The organism is Fibrobacter sp. UWR3, from assembly GCF_900143055.1.
Lineage (GTDB): Bacteria > Fibrobacterota > Fibrobacteria > Fibrobacterales > Fibrobacteraceae > Fibrobacter.
Genome location: NZ_FRCW01000004.1, coordinates 229295 through 249648, shown reverse-complemented (window position 1 = coordinate 249648; position 20354 = coordinate 229295). Strand labels below are relative to the sequence as shown.

General features: G+C 55.2%; 15 protein-coding genes. 9 read left to right on the top strand and 6 right to left on the bottom strand.

Annotated features, from left to right (window positions below):
* Position 1: 1 nt before the first annotated feature.
* The 7 genes from BUA44_RS06840 to ychF all read left to right on the top strand — a co-directional run bounded on the left by BUA44_RS06840 (position 2) and on the right by ychF (position 5179).
* Positions 2-580: a GNAT family N-acetyltransferase gene (locus BUA44_RS06840; RefSeq protein WP_072810100.1), complete on the top strand. Its 579-nt coding sequence runs from the start codon at positions 2-4 to the stop codon at positions 578-580.
* A 14-nt stretch (positions 581-594) separates the two neighbouring features.
* A complete protein-coding gene (locus tag BUA44_RS06835; RefSeq protein WP_143151894.1) occupies positions 595-1290 on the top strand; it encodes a hypothetical protein in 696 nt (231 codons plus the stop codon).
* 92 nt (positions 1291-1382) lie between these two features.
* The gene (locus BUA44_RS06830) at positions 1383-1562 is read left to right on the top strand and encodes a hypothetical protein (protein WP_072810095.1); all 180 of its coding nucleotides are present in this window, start codon (positions 1383-1385) and stop codon (positions 1560-1562) included.
* 21 nt (positions 1563-1583) lie between these two features.
* Positions 1584-1790 carry a hypothetical protein gene (locus BUA44_RS06825; RefSeq protein ID WP_072810093.1) on the top strand — a complete coding sequence of 69 codons (207 nt, stop codon included), beginning with the start codon at positions 1584-1586 and terminating at the stop codon, positions 1788-1790.
* A 35-nt stretch (positions 1791-1825) separates the two neighbouring features.
* Entirely contained in the window at positions 1826-2752 is a 927-nt protein-coding gene (locus BUA44_RS06820; RefSeq protein WP_072810091.1) for a DUF4421 family protein, read from the top strand.
* A gap of 68 nt (positions 2753-2820) precedes the next feature.
* Complete coding sequence (locus BUA44_RS06815; RefSeq protein ID WP_072810089.1) at positions 2821-3927, top strand: iron-containing alcohol dehydrogenase family protein; 1107 nt, start codon at positions 2821-2823, stop codon at positions 3925-3927.
* Positions 3928-4081: 154 nt separating this feature from the next.
* Complete coding sequence (gene ychF, locus BUA44_RS06810) at positions 4082-5179, top strand: redox-regulated ATPase YchF (RefSeq protein ID WP_072810086.1); 1098 nt, start codon at positions 4082-4084, stop codon at positions 5177-5179.
* 119 nt (positions 5180-5298) lie between these two features.
* On the opposite strand, the gene BUA44_RS06805 is transcribed toward ychF, so the two are convergent.
* The 4 genes from BUA44_RS06805 to mazG all read right to left on the bottom strand — a co-directional run bounded on the left by BUA44_RS06805 (position 5299) and on the right by mazG (position 14701).
* Positions 5299-5913 (bottom strand): hypothetical protein, encoded by a 615-nt coding sequence (locus BUA44_RS06805; protein WP_072810084.1) that lies wholly within the window; start codon positions 5911-5913, stop codon positions 5299-5301.
* Entirely contained in the window at positions 5913-8189 is a 2277-nt protein-coding gene (locus BUA44_RS06800) for a formylglycine-generating enzyme family protein (RefSeq protein ID WP_072810082.1), read from the bottom strand. Before BUA44_RS06800 ends, BUA44_RS06805 begins: the two co-directional genes overlap by 1 nt.
* Positions 8190-8293: 104 nt before the next feature.
* Positions 8294-13618, bottom strand: coding sequence for an excinuclease ABC subunit UvrA (gene uvrA, locus BUA44_RS06795; protein WP_072810080.1), 5325 nt, complete (start codon positions 13616-13618; stop codon positions 8294-8296).
* Positions 13619-13903: 285 nt separating this feature from the next.
* Entirely contained in the window at positions 13904-14701 is a 798-nt protein-coding gene (gene mazG / locus BUA44_RS06790; RefSeq protein WP_072810077.1) for a nucleoside triphosphate pyrophosphohydrolase, read from the bottom strand.
* A 214-nt stretch (positions 14702-14915) separates the two neighbouring features.
* Here mazG and BUA44_RS06785 point away from each other — a divergent pair, with 214 nt between their 5' ends.
* Both BUA44_RS06785 and BUA44_RS06780 read left to right on the top strand, forming a co-directional pair.
* A complete protein-coding gene (locus BUA44_RS06785; RefSeq protein WP_072810075.1) occupies positions 14916-15830 on the top strand; it encodes a DNA-processing protein DprA in 915 nt (304 codons plus the stop codon).
* Positions 15830-16111, top strand: a complete 282-nt coding sequence (locus BUA44_RS06780; protein ID WP_072810073.1) for an FtsB family cell division protein — start codon at positions 15830-15832, stop codon at positions 16109-16111. Before BUA44_RS06785 ends, BUA44_RS06780 begins: the two co-directional genes overlap by 1 nt.
* Positions 16112-16133: 22 nt before the next feature.
* On the opposite strand, the gene BUA44_RS06775 is transcribed toward BUA44_RS06780, so the two are convergent.
* Both BUA44_RS06775 and BUA44_RS06770 read right to left on the bottom strand, forming a co-directional pair.
* The gene (locus tag BUA44_RS06775; RefSeq protein WP_072810071.1) at positions 16134-19193 is read right to left on the bottom strand and encodes an efflux RND transporter permease subunit; all 3060 of its coding nucleotides are present in this window, start codon (positions 19191-19193) and stop codon (positions 16134-16136) included.
* A 6-nt stretch (positions 19194-19199) separates the two neighbouring features.
* A complete protein-coding gene (locus tag BUA44_RS06770; protein WP_255370478.1) occupies positions 19200-20315 on the bottom strand; it encodes an efflux RND transporter periplasmic adaptor subunit in 1116 nt (371 codons plus the stop codon).
* Positions 20316-20354 lie beyond the last annotated feature (39 nt).

Genomic DNA, 20354 nt, shown 5'->3' with positions numbered 1-20354 from the left:
GATGCTCCAGTTTTTCGACATCACAAAGAAATCTCCGTGGTTGCCGCAGGTCAAGGCGCTGTACGAATCGGCGTTCCCGGCGAACGAACGCATCCCGATAAAGCATTTACTCGACGATAAAATCAAGCGGGAATTTTGGGCGTTTTTCGACAAGGAGGAAGGCGAGAATCACGCTGAAGTCGGGAAAAAAATTGCCGCGACCCCCATGTTCTGCGGGTTCTCGAACTCCATCACGCACGGGAGCATCACGAACATCGTTTATTTCGCAGTCGTTCCAGAGCTGCGCAGCCGTGGGTACGGTTCACAAATCCTGCAGGCCATCCGCAGGCAACACCCCGACACGCGCATCGTCGTCGATATCGAAGTCGAAGAAGATTCCAAGGACACAGAAGAACTCGAACTCAGGAACCGCCGTCGCGAATTTTACACCCACAACGGCTTTGACTCCTCCCCCGTCGATTACGTCTGGCAAGGCGAGCACTACCGCCTACTCAGCGCTGGCGGCCCCGTCACCGAAAAGGAATTCCGCGATTTCTGGAAAGAAATCCTCAAGGACATCCCCGGAGCGAAGTACCCGTAATTATATTTTTTTCAATGCCGTCGTTGCAACCAAAAAATACAAGTTCAGATAGCAAGCGTCTGGAAGACAATTCCCGGCGAGGCGCCCGCACCATGTTCTTCTTGAAACTTTGGCTTATCCTTATTGTTGTATGCATAGTGCTATGCATTATCGCCATGGAGATTGCTGGCTATATGGCGAACGCAGACGGGAATGATGCAGATACCGCTCGGTTTCTCTACTATCTCTACTATTTGACGATAGTGAATATAGTTCTAATAATCGCTTCTTCGGTCATAGGCGCACTTATGGGGGTGCTGTTTTCCATTTACTGGCCATCGTGGCTCGACCATGCCTTGACGAACCTGCGTTGCCTCACCAAGACAACTTTTTCCCCGACCATTGCAATCTTGTGCGCGGCTATTCCTGATATCGGGTATCTTATTGGCATCTTTATTTTGTGGGATATCGCGCGGCGGCAGCAGAAGCTGCTAGACGTGCTCGGCATTCAATACACTCCCGTGGCCAGGCGCGACTTGGTTCTTTTCGTCATCTTCCTTCTCCTCGCCAACATTGTGGCGTATGAAGGGATTGTAGCCACCAGGCCCGGCTGTTTTGCAATGTGTGCCTCGATTATTGGGATTATGGTAACCTGGTTGCGCGTATTACGCCCCTGTGTAGAACAGGGGAATAAGCTCTACCAGCTACAGCAAGAAGTAATTAAGCCTTAGTCAATCAAGTCGTTCTGGAACCGTGACAGGTGTTCGAACGACAAGATTTGTATATTCAAGACAAGACTTATAGTTTTAAAGCGGATGATTGAATGACTGAAAAATATAAAGGCATGACGGTAAACGAACGGCTATATCTCGGCGGTTTTATGAACCAATTTGATGAATTCGTCCGAACAAAAAACATTGATGGAATAAAAATCATTCTTGCCAAAGTGGAAATTACTGACGAGTCATCTGTTCGCTCAATAATCGAAGGACTCGGATTATAATAATCAGGAAATGTATTTTCTATGCGTTTCTACGTGCCCACGGATATCTACGTTGAAAAAGACTGCGTGAAGAGCCACGCCCCTAATTTACTTGCGGTTGGAAAGCGTGCGTTCATTATGACGGGCAAAATATCTGCCAAGAAGAACGGTTCCTTGAACGATGTCACCGCCGTCGTAGATTCCAGACGCAATCTAGAAGATGCTCTTTGGAACAGACTGATGCGCTAGGGGCTCTTTATGTTATTATCTTTTCAAGGCCCCTGATGAAGTGCGTCCTGAAAATATTCCTGTTTGCCCTGGTGTTCGCGGGGTTTGCCTTTGCCGAAGCGCAAGACAGCGACGAGCCTTCGGTTTCCAAGTTCCGTGAACGATTCTCGCTGCGTTTCTTGTGCGATTACAATTTCGTGGCCACCTGGAATTCCGCCTACAACAACTCGATGCTCAATTCGAACCGCCCGGTCGATGTGGGCATCGGCGTCGGTTACGACAGTCTGTTTACCACATTCGGGATTTCGTGGGACGTGTCCGCCGATTTCAAGTACAGCCTCCCTTTTACCACCTCGAATGGAAAATCAGACACCCAGGCTTTCGAGACGGGGCTTGACTTTTTCCCCGGGAACTGGTGGCTTACGGCAAAGCTCCGCTTTTACAGCGGCTTTACCGCGGAAGTCGAGCGCGACGGCGAAAAGGAGCAGGAATTCATAGACCTCTGGTTTGCGGACATGTATTTCTCGATGCTCTGGATGGCGACCGCGAAAGAAATTTTTGCACCCAGGAGCGCCTACTTTTTGGATCGCCGACAAAAAAAATCAGCCGGGAGCTTGATTATCGGCGGGCGCCTGCAACGAAACATTGCCGAAGACAACGACGGAGTGCTCGATTACGTAAACGACAAGCGCGACATCACCTCCATCTGGGGTGACGTCGGGTACACCTACACCTTCGTTTTCAGCAACGGGTATTTCTGGAACCTCTGGGGCGTTGTAGGCATTGCGTACGGACGCGAGAACGCTGACGACGGCAACCTGCTCTTACCCGAATCGGACATAAAGACCGCTTTGGGCTACATCGGGGAAAAATGGGCTTGGAACATCGTTCTTAAAAGCGGATATTCCGCCATCGCGTTTGGCGAACATCTGGAGCAAAAATACGTAGCGGCCTTCGAAATCCTTGTAGTCCGCAGGTTCTAGCCGGCAAAATTTTCCAACCTCGATTTACTATTTTTTTTTGCATACTCTCATAATTTCAGGACAATTCTATGCGTTTCTATGTACCCACGGATATCTATGTTGAAAAGGACTGCGTGAAAAACCACGCGCAAAACCTGCTTGCGATGGGGAAACGTGCGTTCATCATGACGGGCAAAACTTCTGCCAAGAAGAACGGTTCATTGAACGATGTCACCGCCGTTCTGGATGTAGGCCACGTGCCGTACCAGGTTTTTGACCAAGTCGAGGAAAATCCTTCTACCGATACCGTGGGGAACGCCGCAAAACAAGCCCGCGAATTCGGCGCCGATTACATCATCGGCATCGGGGGCGGTTCCGCCATTGACGCAGCAAAGGCTGTTGCATTGCTCCTTGCAAACCCGAGTGTTGACGCAGACAACTTGCACAAGGCTCCCGAAAAGCCGCTCGGCCACGTACCTGTCGTTGCTGTACCGACTACCTGCGGAACGGGTTCCGAGGCAACGCCGGTCGCCATCATCACGAACCACAAGATTCAACTGAAGAAGAGCATCCCGCACAAGATTTTCCCAGCACTCGCGCTTGTCGACGGCAAGTACCTCGCCTCGGCCAAGAAGACGCTGATTATCAACACCGCGGTCGATGCCCTCGCCCACATGGTCGAAAGCATCCTGAACGTCTATTCCAACGCGTTCAACCGCATGTGCCCAGAATACGGCCTCAAGCTCTGGGGCGAATTCAAGGAAGCACTCCTCTCCGACGCCCCCGTAAGCGAAAACCTTTACGAAAAACTCATGCTCACCTCGACTATCGCGGGCATGTCCATCGCGCACACGAGCACTGCCGTACCGCACGGCATGAGCTACGATCTCACGCTGCATCAGGGCGTGCCGCACGGCCCCGCCGTCGGTTACTTCCTCGCTGCCTACGTGGAAATCTGCGAAAAGAAAGTTCCCGAAGATGTCAAGCGCATCTTGACACTGTTGGGCCTCGAAAGCACCGCCGATTTCGCCGCGATGCTCGAAAGGCTCATAGGCAAATGCAAGGTTACGCGCGAAATGCGCGACAAGTTCGCCGCCGCCATGAAGGTGAACCGCTCCAAACTGGACCTCGTCCCAGGCGGAATCACGCCCGAGGAAGTCGACTTTATTTACGAGAAGTCCCTGATCGTGGAATAGCGCCCGCAAAGCAGCCCGATTTTGTACCTGCAAAGCAGCCTTATTTTACACCCGCATTTGCGACAAATCACTCGCCCTGATATAGGTTTTCTTTCTAAATTTACCCGCGTTCAAAGAGCGCGGGTTATCCGCGCAAATCAAACCGGAGATTATCATGGGTTTCAAATGCGGTATCGTAGGCCTCCCGAACGTAGGCAAGTCCACCATCTTTAACGCAATCACCAACGCCGGAGCCGAGGCCGCGAACTACCCGTTCTGCACCATCGAGCCGAACGTGGGCATGGTGAGCGTGCCGGATAGCCGCCTCGACGAACTCGTGAAGGTCTACAACCCGAAGTCCATCGTCCCCGCCGTTACGGAATTCGTGGACATCGCCGGCCTCGTGAAGGGCGCCGCCCAGGGCGAAGGCCTCGGCAACCAGTTCCTCACCCACATCCGCGAGTGCGAAGCCATCATGGAAGTCATCCGCTGCTTCGACGACGAGAACATCGTGCACGTGAGCGGCTCCGTGGACCCGGTGCGTGACGTGGAAGTCATCGAGACCGAGCTCATCCTGAAGGACCTCGACACCGTCGAGAAGCGACTTTCCACCGAAGCGAAGAGCGCCCGCACCGGCAACGCCGAAGCGAAGGCACGCCTTGCCGCCTGCGAACTTTTGAAGAAGACCATGGAAGAGGGCAAGGCCGCACGCACCGTGATGCACGACAGCGAAGAGATGGAAGGCATCGTGAAGGACTTGGGCCTCCTCACCGCAAAGCCGCTGTTCTACTGCGCGAACGTGAAGGAAGACGACATCCTCACGGGCAACGCCTATGTGGACCAGCTGAAGGATTACGCCGCCAAGAACGGCCACGAAGTCATCGTGATTAGCGGGAAGATCGAAGAAGAACTATCTGCGATGGAACCTGCCGACAAGGCTGAATTCCTGAAGGAACTCGGCATGAAGGAATCGGGCCTCGACGCCGTGGTGCGCAAGGGCTACGAGATTCTCGGACTCCGCACGTTCTTTACCGCAGGCGAAAAGGAATGCCGCGCCTGGACGTTCCACGCGGGCTACAAGGCACCGCAGTGCGCAGGCGTCATCCACACGGACTTCGAACGCGGCTTCATCCGCGCAGAAACGCTGAGCTACGCAGACTTCCTGAAGCACGGCAGCTGGAATGCCGCGAAGGAAGCCGGCCTCGTCCGCACCGAAGGCAAGGACTACCTGGTACAGGATGGCGACATCATGTACTTCCTGTTTAACGTGTAATTAGTTGTTAGTCATTAGTTGTTGGCCATTAGTTCAAGCGCTTGTATATAACCGCTCGTGACACGTTGTGTCCAGGATGAACGAGCGGCTATAAATAACCAATGACCATTGACCAATAGCTATTGACCAACGGCATTCTTCACCGCGCGCTTCGCCTTCACCTCTACCACAATCGGGCGGATTATCGCCGCGAGATTCATCGCGGTTCCAATCAGGATTAGCACGGATGCCGCATAGATGCCATGACCAGGTTCAACCTGCAACACCTGCATTCCGATATTCGCGCATATCGAACCCATCTGGGCAAGCAGAGCCCACAAGGCGCACATCGCAAGTATCCCGAGGGTAAGTGACCCGAGCGGAGTGAACCAAGCAAACACAGCAGCAAGCACAAGAGCGGCAACAATCCCGAACAGCACCGGCATCGGCTGGAGCTTCGGGAATTCGGGCATCGATGTGCGGAAGCGGTCTAGCGCCTTCGGGTTATCTTTCTCCATCTTCAGGAGGTAACCCTTCGCAGGTTCCTTCAAGGTTTCGCGCAAGTCGGCGCCTGTCGCAACCTCATAGAACGAGGGTTCGGCAATCACCTTCTCGGCGCAAGAAACATTCATCAGGGGCAGCAAGAGCCCGAGCAATGCCAGCAAGTACGGGGCAGAAATAATCCGGCGGAAAAACTTGAATCGCGTATCGTTCTTGAGTTCTTCCGTAGCGGATACGGATGTTTTTTCAGGCATTAACGGCCCTCGAACAGCTTGCGCGGGAATACGCAGCGGAATCCAATTGCATCGGACCAGTATCTCGGGTCTTCGTCATCGCTCTTCGTGAGGTTGAGCGCAGATTCGCCGTCCTTCCAGGAACCGCCCTTGTACACCTTCGAGAAGCCCATCATGGCGCCAGTCGGGTTAGAGGATTCCACCCAGAACGAGAACATGAAGTACTTGTCGCGGGTCCATTCCGCAACGTTACCGGACATGTCGTAAATGCCCCAGGCATTCGGCTTCTTGGAAGCAACCATCTGCGGGCCGTAGGCCTGGCTCTTCTTGCCCATCTTGTAAGAGTTCTCGCGATAGATGGCGTAGTCGCCCACGTCTGCAGTTTCGTCGATTGTCCAGAGGGCGCCTTCGTTGTTGTCGGCGCGGCCGGCAAATTCCCACTGGGCTTCAGTCGGCAGGTCGCCGCCCAAAAGCTTACAGGCAGCGCGAGCATCGTCCCACGTGATGTTGTGGACCGGCTTGGACGGATTCTTGAACGACGAGCGATCCTTGATGCGCTTGGTAGAATCCTGCTGGCGGAGCATCGTCTGGTCAAAGAGTTTCTGCGTCATTTCGGTCGTCATGATGGCGAACGGAGACAGGCGGACTACGCTACCGCGGTAACGGAACATGCCCGAGTCAATGAGCGCCACGGCACCGAACGTGTTGTCACGGATAATGCGCGGAATGCTCATCTTGGTGAATTCCGGCATGTAGGCATCCTTCGCGTACACGGTGTCGTTCTTCGCGGATTCCTTAGCGGCAGCGGCCTTGGCCTTGGCCTCGGCGGCAGCACCCTGCTGGAGAGCAATATCTTCGGCATCGTAATGATTCAGCCATTCCTGCACCTCCGGTTCGTCCACAATGTAGCCGGGGAGCGAGAAATCACCCAGGCCAACCATGTTATTACCCTGGTATTCAAACTCGATGCGGGTGTAGCGGTAGTGGTGACGGCCCGTAATAACGCCGTCCTTACGAATCCAGACAGGCTTGTTCTGCTTGATGGTAATATAGACGGTCACCTCGCTTGCATGTTCGGTGAACAACTTGTAGAGTTCTTCGGCGGTCAGGCCCTTGGCAGTACCTTCCCAAGCAAAATCGAAACGTTCCTTGTCCTTGCCAAACTTGAACCTGACGGCCTTCATCTTCGCGGCTGTAGAATCCTCGCCCTCGACAACCTTGTCGGTCACCGGCTCGAACGACGTGGGAGCCATAGAACCGCGCAGCGGGAGTGCCTGCAGGCTATCGAGCTTCTTCTTGAACGCAGTATTGAGTTCGGGCACGCCCTTCATGTTAGAATTCAGCCAGTCAGACTTGGCCTTCATGCGAGTGCCTTCATATGCGGACCTGTAGGTTTCGTAATTCGGTTCGCCGGAGTAGAGCCCCACGGATTCAGCGGACTTCATCTTCGGATACAGCTTCACAAACTCGTTCGTGTCGACAAGGTCGACCACCTTCTGCAGTTCGGCAATAAACTGGTCAAACAGGATTTCGGTTTCTTCGAGATTCTTGGTCTTCTTCACGTCAGAAATACCGACAGAAAGATCAGGAGCCTTGCTGGCATCTGCATCGATAGCCACCAGCTGGGGTTTCATCACCAACACTTCACCAGACTTGACAACGCCGATATCGGCCACCGGAAGCGTACCGGGAGCAGAGAACATAAACACGTAAGTATCGGGCTGCAGGGGGTAAACCGCCTTGGGCAGTTTCTTGGTCGGAGCATCTTCAAATGCGGCATAGACATCCTTGCGGTCGCTCTTGATGACGGCTACGCCCGGAAGATCCGTTTCATTCAGGATTTGCCACTTTCCGTTCTTGATAAAGAACAGCTTGGGCACACGCGGGGAGTAAATGAAGTACTTGTCGAAGTAGAGGTCGTCTTCGTCCTGGAACGCCTTCTTGTTCTGAGAGGCGTAGAAGCGCATCTGGGCGACTTCGAAGGAGTTCAGGTGCGCCTGTCCGAGACTGAAGGCATGGAGTTTCTTGAAATTCGTGAAGTTCACCTGGCCCTGCACCCACTGGTATTCCTTGGGGCCTTTCTTGTGACGCCAGTAGAGGTTATTGCTCTTGAGCGGGAAGACCGGCTTCTGGGAAACCATCGCGGCACCCTTGGCCTCGACGGCCATGTTGGCGACAGGTTCGACCACGCTTCCGGTCGAGAACTGATTCGGTGCAACCTTGAAATTCTTGTCGGCATCGGCAAAAGAGAGGGCCGGGACCAACAGCAAAAGAGGTAGCAAACGGGCAAAAGACATAACATCTCCTGTTGATAAACCTATAGGCACCGGACAAGTCCGGGCGCCAGTTCGTTACATAAAAATAATATCTTAATAATGACGTTGTACGTGATTATGGTCATTTAGCGGGCATTTTCGCCCATTTCGAGCAAATATCCGCCCTTTTCGCCACCGACAGGCCCGAGTTCCACCTTCCAGTCGGCGAGGCGGATGATATCGGGGTGGTGTTCGATAACGATGACCGTATCGCCGCGGGCAGAAAGTTTGCGGAGCATGTTCCAGAGGATTTGGATATCCTTGAGGTGGAGGCCGGTAGTCGGTTCATCGAGCAGGTAGACCATTTCTTGGGCAGGCTTGCGGGCAAGTTCCGCAGCCAACTTGAGGCGCTGGGATTCGCCGCCGCTGAGGGTCGTCACGGACTGGCCGAGCTTTACGTACGGAAGGCCCACATCGCGCAGGCATTCCAGTTTCGGGAGGATTTTCGGCTGGTCCTTGAAGAATTCGCAGGCTTCGGCCACGCGCATGTCGAGCACGTCGGCGATATTTTTACCCTTGAAGGTGACGGTGAGAGTCTCCTGATTGTAGCGCTTGCCGCCGCAGACATCGCAGACTTCCCACACGTCCGAAAGGAAGTGCATTTCCACCGAGATGGCGCCGCGGCCCTCGCAGGCCTCGCAGCGGCCGCGAGCCAAGTTGTAGCTGAAGCGGCCATAATCGAAGCCCTTCAACTTAGCTTGCGGCAGTTTGGCGAAAAGCCTACGGATTTCGTCAAACACGCCCGTGAAACTGGCGGGCGTGCTGCGAGGCGTCCCTGAAATCGGGCTCTGGTCCACCAGCAACACTTCGCCGCTCTGCTTCTTGCGACCGCGTGCCTGAAAATTCTTCTTGAGGCGCGGGTAGATTTCGTCCATGACCATGGAGCTCTTGCCCGAACCCGAAACACCGCAGACAACGCTAATCGCGCCCTTCGGGAACTTTACAGACAAATTCTTCAAATTGTTGTGCTTGAGTTTTTCGAACTCGTAGAATTCCGTAGAATCGGTAATGGGCTTTGCCGCAATTTCGTTCGCCATCGGGATGGTATGCGTGAGGTACTTGACAGTCTCGCTACGCGGGAACTGCTGTAAGGCGTAAGGCTTGGAAAGCTGTGCGGGAGAACCCTCGGCAACGACCTCGCCACCAAACTCGCCCGCCGCCGGGCCCATATCGATAATGTGGTCGGCAGCCTGCATCATCTTCATGTCGTGTTCCACCACCACGAGCGTGTTACCCAAATCGCGCAGGCGGTAAAGCGTATCGAGCAGCATGGCGGTATCGCTTTCGTGCAGGCCTACCGTGGGTTCGTCAAGCACATAGAGCACGCCTTCGAGGCCGCTACCGATCTGGCTTGCGAGACGAATTCTCTGGGATTCACCGCCACTGAGCGTGTCGCCCGCGCGGTCAAGACCGATGTAGCCGAGGCCCACTCCCTTCAAGAAGTTGAGACGCCCGACAATTTCGCGGAGCAAAGGTTCGGCGACCGTCATCTTGCCGTCGGCATTCTTGTCTTTCCCGAAATTGTCGCGCTTGAAGTTTTCGTTGCTGAACCATTCGAGCGCCTGGGCGATGCTCATGTGGTTCACGTCCATGATGTTCTTGTCGCCGATGCGGACCGCCAAATATTCCGGTTTCAAGCGTTCGCCGTGGCAATCGGGGCAGACTTCGCCGTCCTTAAAATGACCGAGGCCAAGGCAGGTTTCGCAAGCGCCCCAGTGCGTATTGAAACTGAAGTGCTTCGGATTCAGCGCCGAATCCATGTACCAACCGCAATCGGGGCAACCCGGCTTTTCGGAGCAGGCCAAGCGACCACCCTTTTCGTCTTCCACATAAAGGATTCCGTTACCGTCGCGGTAGCCGCGTTCAAAGGCTTCTACCAGGCGGGCGCGGTTTTCTTCCTTGACCACGACCGTATCGACCACAGCGAACAACTGCTTTTCGCGGGTCGGGATTTTCGGCAGCGGAAGTTCCACCAGCTTATTGCCGAGGTAAACCTTGCGGTAGCCTTTTTCCGTGAGAATCTTGGAAAGCTTCAGCACGTCCTTGATTTCGAACGGGGCAAGAACCGTGACTTTCTTGTTCAAGTCGCGGTCGAAGGCGTATTGCATCAGGTCGCCCGCGCTGTACGAAGACACAGGCTTCCCGCATTTCAAGCAATGCGGGGTGCCGACCCTCGCCCAGAAAATGCGGAAGTAGTCATAAATTTCGGTGAGGGTCGCCACCGTACTGCGCGGGCTCTTGCTTGCACTCTTCTGGTCAATCGCAATCGCAGGCGCCAAGCCCGAAATGGAATCGATGCTCCCGTGGTCAGGGCGGCCCAAGAAGCGGCGGGCATACGTGCTCAACGTCTCGACAAAGCGGCGCTGGCCTTCGCTAAAGAGCGTATGGAACGCGAGGCTCGACTTGCCGGAGCCCGAAACGCCTGTGACCACCGTAAGCTTGTGACGCGGAATCGTCACGTCAATATTCTTCAGGTTATGCTTGCGGGCGCCATGCACCTCGATATCGAGCGACAAGTCTTCGCCGCCCTTAAGCGTACGGTCAAAATGCCGATTTTCGCCGTGCTTTTTCGCAAGCACCGGCGCGAGGTACTTACCCGTCTCGGACTTCTTGCATTTCGCAATCTGTTCCGGCGTACCTGTCGCAATCACGCGACCGCCGTGAATACCCGCATCCGGGCCCAAGTCGATAATCCAGTCGGCGCACTTGATCACGTCCAGATTATGCTCGATAATCACGACGCTGTTGCCGAGGCTACGCAGGCGATTCAGGCAATCCATGAGCTTGCGGATATCTTCGAAATGCAAGCCCGTCGTCGGTTCGTCGAGCAGGTAAAGCGTCTTGCCTGTACCCGGGCGACGCAGTTCAGAAGCAATTTTAATGCGCTGCGCTTCACCGCCGCTGAGCGTTGTCGAAGGCTGGCCCAAAGTAAGGTAGCCGAGGCCCACTTCCACAAGCAAATTCAGCGGTTCTGCAATCTTCGGAATATCCTTGAAGAATTCCGCCGCATCGGCAATGCTCATATCGAGAATTTCGGAGACGTTCTTGCCCTTGAAATACACTTCGCGCGTGGCATCGTTAAAGCGCTTGCCACCGCAGACTTCGCAAGTCACCTGCACGCTGGGCAAAATGTGCATATCCACGATTTTCACGCCCGCGCCTTCGCAGGCATCGCAGCGTCCGCCCTTCACGTTAAAACTGAATCGGCTCTTGCTGTAACCGCGAATCTTGCTTTCTTCCATGCTGGCGAAAAGGTCGCGGATATCGTCCCAAATTTTCGTGTACGTTGCCGGGTTGCTTCGCGGCGTGCGGCCAATGGGCGTCTGGTCGATTTCAATTACCTTGTCGATATTCTCGAGGCCTTCCAGATGGTCAAACTTGCCGACCGGCTCTTCGGAATTGTAGAACACGCGGGCCAATTCGCGGCGCAGAATCTGGTTAATCAGCGTACTCTTGCCGGAGCCCGACACGCCCGTCACCACCGTTAGCGCGCCGTCCAGCGGGATTTCCACATCGATATTCTTGAGGTTATTTTCAGCGGCACCGCAAATCTTGAGTTTCGGCGTATTCTTGTCAATCTTCTTGCGCTTTTCGGGAATCTCGATGGCCTTGCGGCCACTCAAGTACGCACCCGTCAGCGACGCCTTATTCTTTTCGAGCTCCTCGACAGTCCCTGCCGCAATCACGCGACCGCCTTCCACGCCGGCACCCGGCCCCACGTCAATCACGCAGTCCGCATGACGCATGGTGTCTTCGTCGTGTTCCACAATAATCAGGGAATTGCCCTGCGCACGCAAATGTTCCAACATCCCGAGCAGTTTATCGTTATCGCGGGGGTGGAGCCCGATGCTCGGCTCATCAAGCACGTAAAGCACGCCCTGCAGGCCGGCGCCCACAGCGCTCGCCAAACGAATGCGTTGGGCCTCGCCGCCACTCAAAGTAGAAGCCTTACGGTTAATAGTCAAGTAACCCAGCCCCACCGCATTGAGGAAACTCAAACGCCCGCGGATTTCTTTCAGAATCTCCTTGCCGATTCGCTTTTCCTTTTCGGACAAGTCAATCTTATTGAAAAATTTCACCGACTTCTCGACGGACCATTCCGTCATCTCGGTCAGATTCACACCATGGAACGTGACCGCATTCGCCGTGCGGTTGATTCGCGTACCGTGGCATTCGGGGCAAACGCCTATCTGCATGTACTTGCGGAAGTGGAAAATATGCCACATATCCCACAGTTCCTGCATAATGGGGATAATCCCGCGTTCCGATTCGCTGGGCGTGCCGTACAAGACGGCATCCTGCTGCGCCTTCTTGAGCTTGTTCCACGGCGTATCCAACGAAAAATGCATCTCGTTCGCAATGTTCCTCAAGTTGCGGCGGCCAAAGTCGCTAAAAATCAGCGTACCGTCGTCCTTCTTGATGGTCGCAATGCAGCCTTCCTTGATGGACTTCGTCTTGTCCGGGATAATCAAGTCCAAATCAAACTTGTAACTTTCGCCCATACCCTTACAGGCGGGGCAACGGCCCTTCGGGTCATTAAAGCTGAAGAACCGCGGTTCCAGTTCCGGGATGGAGATGCCGCACTTGGGGCAAGCGAGCAGTGTACCCTGCAGGCGGTACTCCTCGACGCCGTCCTTTCCCGGCACAGTTCCAGCACCAGCCTCTCCGGCGCCATCCTTGCCAGAACCGCCCGCCGACAGCAAGAAACTCACCAACTTCCCGTCGGTCAATTTCAGTGCGCCTTCCAATGCCTCGCGCAGGCGGCTCATATTCTTGCGTTCAAGCGTCAAGCGGTCAATCACCGCTTCAATCGTGTGTTTTTCGTAACGCACAAGCGCAGGAACATCTTCCAGGCGATAAATCGTCCCGTCCACACGGGCACGCACAAATCCGTTTTCCTTGAGTTCGGCCAGTTCCTTGCGGTATTCGCCCTTGCGCTCCTGCACAATCGGGGCCATCACCGTAATCTGCTTGCCCTCGTCACTCACATACAAATTATCGACAATCTGGTCCACCGTCTGCGCCTGGATCACTCGCCCGCAATCGGGGCAATGCGGCACGCCGAGGCGGGCAAAAAGCAAACGGTAATGGTCCAAAATTTCAACCACCGTACCCACCGTCGAACGCGGGTTACGGTTCACCGTCTTCTGGTCAATCGAGATTGTCGGCGAAATGCCGCGCACGCTCTCCACCTCGGGGTGTTTCATGCGGCCGATGAACTGGCGCGCGTACGCCGAGAGCGACTCCACGAATCGCCTCTGACCTTCCTGGAACACCGTATCGAAGGCGAGGCTCGACTTGCCCGAACCCGACACGCCGGTTACCACCACGATGGAATCGCGGGGAATGGAAAGGTTTACATGGCGTAAATTGTGCTCGTGCGCGTCGCGGATTTCGATGGACTTAGTCATGTCCCAAATATACTAAACATTTGAGCAAGTTTCAATATCCAAAACACCAATAAATTGCGGGTTTACACCACAAAAAACACCCGGCCCGAAGACCGAGTGCTTTTTTTGGAATAGAAAGCGTACACCCAATGAGTCCTACCCCGCGATTCGATCCGGCATCCCTTCTCTAGAACCAGGACTGACTGGAAGCACATCCATAATATACCCCATAAAACGCCCTTGTGAACAAAGTTTTTCACAAGAAGCAGTTCCCGCAAGGAACATTCCAACGTGGAATAAGTTACATCAGGTTTTCTGCTTAGCCTGCTTCCACAGCTGCTGCAGGCCTTCCAGACCAAATTCGGGCAGGGCCTTCCCCTGCTCGCGGGCAAGGCGATCCACCTCGCGGAAGCGTTTTTCGAACTTCGCATTTGCGCGGCGGAGTGCCACGTCGGCATTGAACCCGCTATGGCGCGCCACGTTCACGAGGCAGAACATGATATCGCCGAACTCGTCTTCCAGGCGGTCGGTATTCGCATTTTCGGGAGTGACCTTCTCCATCTCGGCACGAAATTCCGCGAATTCCTCCTGAGCCTTGTCGAATACGGGAGCGGATTCGCCCCAATCAAAGCCGACCTTCGCTACCCTGCGGATGATATCCTGCGTGCGGGCGAGCGTCGGCATGCTCTTGCTTACCTTATCCATAACGGACTTGTCGGCATCCTTCTGGTGTAGCGCTTCCTGGGCCTTGATCTTTTCCCAACGTCGGCTCACCTCGCCTGCCGTATCCACCTGCGCATCGCCAAAAACGTGCGGATGCCTGCGAATCATCTTCTCGCAAATTCCCTGCACCACGTCGTCGATATTGAAATCGCCACTTTCCTTGCAAACCTGCGCATGGAAAACCACCTGCAAAAGCACGTCGCCGAGTTCCTCGCACATGTGAGCCTTGTCGCCTTCCATCGCGGCATCGATAAACTCGCTGCTTTCTTCTACCAGGTACGGCAAGAGCGTGTGCGTATCCTGAGCACGGTCCCACGGGCATCCATCTTCGGCACGGAGACGCTTCAAAATATCGACTAAGTCGGCAAAGGTATATTTCATAATATCAAAGATAGATAATCAAATGTGAAATGTGGAATGTGAAATGACTAATTATAATTTCCACATCACACATTACACACCTCACATAATTACTATATTCCTCTTGGGCCTAGGCTAAATACAGGTACCGGACTTTCCGGACCCGGGCGATTGCCACAAACGTTTATCAAAAAACGCGCGGCATGTTCCTTATAGCGCTTTCACTGGATTCACCATGAACAGCACTGATATTTACCGCATCGAGGCAGGGGATTTTCCGCTCCTGCTCGGCAGTTCCACACACAAACCCGAATTCATCTACGCAAGGGGAACGCTCCCTCCCCCGACATCGCCGGAAAGTGACGCCAGTAAGACTCCCGTGGGGATTGCGATGGTCGGCACCCGCAGGCCAGGCAACAACGCTCGCGAACTCTGCAAGCGGCTCGTATTCTCGCTCAAGGGGACTCATGCCATCGTCATCTCGGGACTCGCGCAGGGCATCGACAGCCTGTGCCACGAGGCGGCACTCGAGGCAGGCATCCCGACAATCGCAGTCCTCGCGCAGGGACTGAACACGAGAATCGAGGGAAGCCGCGGGGACCTCGCCAAGCGCATCTTGGATGCAGGCGGAGCACTCGTAAGCCAGTTCGAACCCGACGTAGTCGCATACAAGAGCAATTTCCCTGCAAGGAACAGGATTATTGCGGGCCTCAGCAGGGCAACAGTCATCGTCCAGAGCAAGAAAAAAGGAGGGGCTCTGCTTACTGCGGAATTCGCGCGCAAGGATTCGCGGGAACTGTTCGCCGTTCCCGGAGATTTCGACAGCGAAGTGGCGAGCGGCGCGAACGACTTGCTCGACAGGGGCATCGCCAAGCCGATATTCCGGCCAGAAAGTTTATGTACCGCACTCGGGCTCCCCAAGAGCGGGGGCATCAGTTTCGAGGAACTCTCGCTTGCAGGCTGCAACCTGAGCGACGACACCAAAAAGTTCTTTTTGAAAGTTAACGGATTCCGCAAAACATTTTCTGAACTTCAATCGGAATCTAGCCTTGACGTGAATCAACTTTTAACTATATTGACGGAACTAGAAATGGCTGGGCTTGCCTACACCGAAGACAACTTCAGTTTCCATTTCAACGGAGCCACCTGATGCACAAGAGAATCTACATCTTTATACTCGCCTTCCTGTTCTTCATAGGCGTTCTTGTGCTGCAGTTGTTCTTCAGCAAGGGCAACCTCTTCGAGCAAAAAAAGATCGAGCACCTGATAACGGAATACGAGTACAAGGTAGATTCGCTCAAGGGCATCATCGATGACTACAAGTCCGAAATTGAACGCCTCCAGAACGACTCGCTCTACAAGGAAGAAATACTCCGCACCAAGTACGGCATGAGCCGCGAAGGCGAGAAAGTTTTCCAGATGGTAAAGTAAACGGCTACGCCACCGTGAGCGACTATGCCATTTTCGACGCGTCGGTAGCAGTCGTTGCATCGACCTTGCCCGCAAAGAAGCTGTAGGCCGCAGGCACAATAAACAGCGAGAGGAACGTGGCAAACGTGAGGCCACCCGCAATGGCGATGCCCATCGCAATGCGGCTCGGGGTGCCGGTCATGATGAGCGGCACCGCGCCCAACACTGTGGAAAGGCTCGTCATGAGGATTGGGCGGAAGCGGCGTTCAGCCGCTAGCCGAGCCGCCTCGAGCTTAGAGCACCCGGTATTCGCCGCAATCTGGTTTGCAAATTCCACAATCAATATGCCGTTCTTCGTCACGAGTGCGATAAGCAAGATGAGCGCAATCTCGCTAAAGATATTGAGCGTCTGGCCGGTAATGAACAGGCAGGCGAGCGCGCCCGCAAGCGCAAGAGGCACCGTAAAGAATATCACGAAGGGAGCGCGGAAACTTTCGAATTGCCCCGCAAGCACCAGGAACACAAGCGCAAGCGCCAAGAGGAACACGATGTAGAGCCCGCTGGAACTTTCCTCGAACTCCTTCGACGACCCGCTCAATGCGGTACTCACGCTCGGGTAATCCTTCAGGAGGTGCTTCGCAATCCGGCGCATCTCCTCCACGCCGTCGCCAATCGTCTTCCCGGGAACAAGGCCCGCCTGGATGGTGGCCGCAGAGAATCGGTTGAATCGCGGGAGCGACGGCGATGCGGACTGCTCGCTGAACGTAATGAAGTTATCGAGACTCACAAGTTCGCCCTTCGCGTTCTTGACCGTGAGCATCGAGATGTTCTCGGGCATACTGCGATACTGGTAACCCACCGCACCGATGATATCGTACTGGCGTCCGTCCTTGTAGAATTCGCCATAACTCTGATCGCTTATCGCAAGTTGCACCGCCTGCGCGATGTCGTTCACCGAAACGCCTTCCTCGTTCGCCTTGTCGCGCAGAATCTCGATATGCAATTCGGGCTTCGTGAATCTCAGGTTCGTGTTCACCACGCTGAACACCGGGCTCTTGCTCGCCTCTTCCTCGAACTTGGGCACGAGCGTGCGCAAGATTTCAATATTCGGGGCCTGCAACACAAACTGTACCGGGAGGCCACCGCGCTGCGTGCTGATGCTCTGCGGTTCAAAAACCATCACGCGCAAATCGGGGTACTCATTACCGAGCACTTGGATGCTGCGGGCGATTTCGCTCTGCGGGCGGCGCGCTTTCTTGTCAGCGTTCAGGAATATGCGCATTCTGGAGTTGCCCGCGTTCCAAGCGCCCGCCTGAATTTCGGTATACTCGTTGGTATCCATGAGCGCGATGACTTCTTCAGCAAAGGCATCGGCCATGCGCTTGGTGCGCGTGAGCGTCACGCCTTCGGGCATGTTCAGGTTCACCATGACCGCGTTGGAGTCTTCCGTCGGGGCCATCTCGCTACTCATGTTGTTGAAGCAGAGGTACGCAATAGCCAGGAGGCCCGCCACTACCGGGAAAAGCAAGAATCGCAACTTGAGGAACCCACCGAGAAGCACAGCGTAAATGCGGTTGAGCCAGTCAAAGAACGGCTCGGTAACGCGGAAGAACCAGCCCTGTTTTTGGCGGCTCAGGAACTTGGAACAGAGCATCGGCGAGAGCGTAAGCGCACAGAGCGTCGAGAGGAAAACAGTCCCGATCATCACCGCCACGAACTCGCGGAAAAGTAAGCCCGTTGTACCGCCCAGCGCAAGCACCGGCACGAACACCGCCATCAAAACGACCGAGGTCGCAATCACCGCGAAGAAGATTTCGTTTGTACCCGCGACCGCCGCCTGCTTGGGCGTCATTCCGCGTTCAATCTTGTGGTAGATGTTTTCCACAATCACGATGGCATCGTCCACCACGAGGCCAATCGCCAAGACCATCGCAAGCAGGGTCAGCACGTTGATACTGAACCCGCACAGGTACAGCACGAAGAAGCTTCCGATAACGGCCACCGGCACCACCACCATCGGGATGAGCGTCGTGCGGGCCTGCCGCAGGAAGGCAAAGATAATCGCAATCACCAGCAGGAACGCGATGAAGATGGTTTCCACCACCTCCTTGATGGAAGCGCGGATGTTGATGGAGGTATCACGCCCGTAAAGCACCTGCACGCCCTCGGGAATCTCGCGGCGGATATCCTCCACGCGCCTGTAGAACTCGTTCGCAATTTCCACGTGGTTACTACCCGGCTGCGCCATCAGGGCGAGCGTGATGGAGTTCTTGCCGTTACGGCGGAACCCGGTACGCGTGTCCTTCGGTTCGTAATGGATATCCGCCACATCGGAAATGCGGATGACGGTCCCGTCGGCAGCCGTCTTTACCGCGATATTCTCGAACGCTTTCGGGTCCAGAATGCGGCCCAGCGTGCGGATAGAAAGCGTCGTCTCGCTACCCTCGATAGAACCGGAGGGCAGTTCCAGGTTGCCGCGTTTGAGCGCCGCCGACATCTCGGCTCCCGAAACGCCAAGTGCCTGCAGGCGCACCGGATCAATCCACAGGCGCACCGTCGGGCGCTTTTCGCCCCAGATGGCGACTTCAGACACACCGTTGATGGTCTGCAGGCGTTCCTTTACAAAGTTGTTCGCGATTTCGGAAACTTCCATCGGATCGAGCTTGTCGCTCACGAGGCTCACCATCAAAATTGGGTCGTTATCGCTATCAGACTTGTAGACCGTCGGCTCGTCCACATCGTCGGGGAGTCTGCGGCGCACGCGGCTCACGCGGTCGCGGATTTCGTTCGCAGCCGCCTCCAAGTCCATTCCCGTTTCAAACTCGATGTTGATGAACGAGAAGCCGTCTCGGCTCGTGGAGGTAAGCGCCTTGATGCCCGACGCACTGTTGATGGATGCTTCCAAGATTTCGGTGACTTCGGCCTCCACCACCGCGGCGTTCGCGCCCGGGTACGAGGTACGCACCTGAATCAAGGGATAGTCGACGTTCGGGTATTCGCGCACGCCCAGGTTGCTTGCGCCAAACGCACCGAGCAGGATGATGACAAGCGCCATCACCGTCATGAGTACCGGGCGACGTACGGAAAGGTTCGCGACACTCATCCGCGTTTACTCCACTTCGTAATCGGCGTTGTGGCGGATTTCACGGATGCGCACGGAAATGCCTTCGCGCAGGCTAATGAGGCCCGAAGTAATCACGGTATCGCCCTCGTCGAGCCCTCCGGTCACATCGACCGTAATCGGCGTGCGGAGCCCGGTCTGTACGTGCTTGATTTTCGCCTTCCCGCCCGTAGCCACGAACACGTAGGCGCCGTCCTTGTCCAGCGTAAACGCCTCGGCCGGAATCGGGATGCTCTTTGCGACTCCCGCCTGCATAGTCACATTCACCTTCGCATAAGAACCCGCAAGGAGTTCGCCCCCTGCGTTATTGACTTCCACCAACACCTGGCGGGTACGGCTACTTTCCGAAAGTCCCGCTTCCAGGGCCTTCACCTTGCCGCTTGCAGAAATATTGCGTTCCTCGTCCTTGAGTTCCACGGCATCGCCCGGCTTGAGGGCCGATGCATAGCGCTGCGGGAGGGCGAATTTCGCCTTCAACTTCTTCACTTCGCTGAGAGTTGCGACCGAGGTCCCGGTCGTGAGCCACGCGCCCACCGAAACGTTCACGAAACCGAGCTTGCCAGCGAACGGGGCACGAACTTCGGTCTTCGCAATCTGCGCCCTGATGAGTTCCACCGACGCTTCCGCAGACTTGAGCGACGCTTCCGCCGCTTCCATGTCGGCCTTCGTCGCACCATCCTTCTCGTAGAGCCCCTTCGCGCGGTCGTACTTCTGCTGGGCGAGCTGCTTGTTCGATTCCGCCTGCTTGAGCTGCGCCCTGAGTTCGGAATCGTCAATCTTTGCAAGGAGCGTGCCCTTCTGCACCTGGGCGCCGTCCTTCGCATAAAGGTTCATGAGTCTGCCGGATGTTGCCGCGGTCAGTTCCACACTGTTGAGGGGTTCGAGCGTCGCCATCGCAGAGAACGTCTTGCCGCCCTCGTGGGCTTCGGCAATATAGCCTTCCACAGCAATCTCGCGTGCAGGCCTGCCTCCCGGTCCGCCTTTCCCGCTCGGGCCACCCTTGCCCGGAGCACCGGCACCCTTCGCACCGCTCGCAGCGGAATCTTCGCCACCGCAGGCGGCAAGGAAAAGGGCTACAAAAACGAATACAGTAAACTTTTTCACGCTATTTAGATGCATAGAGGGTATCAATTGGTTGCAAAA

Excerpts from the sequence above, each read along its gene's own strand:
- BUA44_RS06815 (WP_072810089.1), top strand. The coding sequence starts at position 2,821 with ATGCGTTTCTATGTACCCACGGATATCTATGTTGAAAAGGACTGCGTG.
- BUA44_RS06820 (WP_072810091.1), top strand. The coding sequence starts at position 1,826 with ATGAAGTGCGTCCTGAAAATATTCCTGTTTGCCCTGGTGTTCGCGGGG.
- BUA44_RS06805 (WP_072810084.1), bottom strand. The coding sequence starts at position 5,913 with ATGCCTGAAAAAACATCCGTATCCGCTACGGAAGAACTCAAGAACGAT.
- BUA44_RS06830 (WP_072810095.1), top strand. The coding sequence starts at position 1,383 with ATGACTGAAAAATATAAAGGCATGACGGTAAACGAACGGCTATATCTC.
- BUA44_RS06835 (WP_143151894.1), top strand. The coding sequence starts at position 595 with ATGCCGTCGTTGCAACCAAAAAATACAAGTTCAGATAGCAAGCGTCTG.
- uvrA (WP_072810080.1), bottom strand. The coding sequence starts at position 13,618 with ATGACTAAGTCCATCGAAATCCGCGACGCGCACGAGCACAATTTACGC.
- mazG (WP_072810077.1), bottom strand. The coding sequence starts at position 14,701 with ATGAAATATACCTTTGCCGACTTAGTCGATATTTTGAAGCGTCTCCGT.
- ychF (WP_072810086.1), top strand. The coding sequence starts at position 4,082 with ATGGGTTTCAAATGCGGTATCGTAGGCCTCCCGAACGTAGGCAAGTCC.
- BUA44_RS06825 (WP_072810093.1), top strand. The coding sequence starts at position 1,584 with ATGCGTTTCTACGTGCCCACGGATATCTACGTTGAAAAAGACTGCGTG.
- BUA44_RS06785 (WP_072810075.1), top strand. The coding sequence starts at position 14,916 with ATGAACAGCACTGATATTTACCGCATCGAGGCAGGGGATTTTCCGCTC.
- BUA44_RS06780 (WP_072810073.1), top strand. The coding sequence starts at position 15,830 with ATGCACAAGAGAATCTACATCTTTATACTCGCCTTCCTGTTCTTCATA.
- BUA44_RS06800 (WP_072810082.1), bottom strand. The coding sequence starts at position 8,189 with ATGTCTTTTGCCCGTTTGCTACCTCTTTTGCTGTTGGTCCCGGCCCTC.
- BUA44_RS06840 (WP_072810100.1), top strand. The coding sequence starts at position 2 with ATGCTCCAGTTTTTCGACATCACAAAGAAATCTCCGTGGTTGCCGCAG.
- BUA44_RS06775 (WP_072810071.1), bottom strand. The coding sequence starts at position 19,193 with ATGAGTGTCGCGAACCTTTCCGTACGTCGCCCGGTACTCATGACGGTG.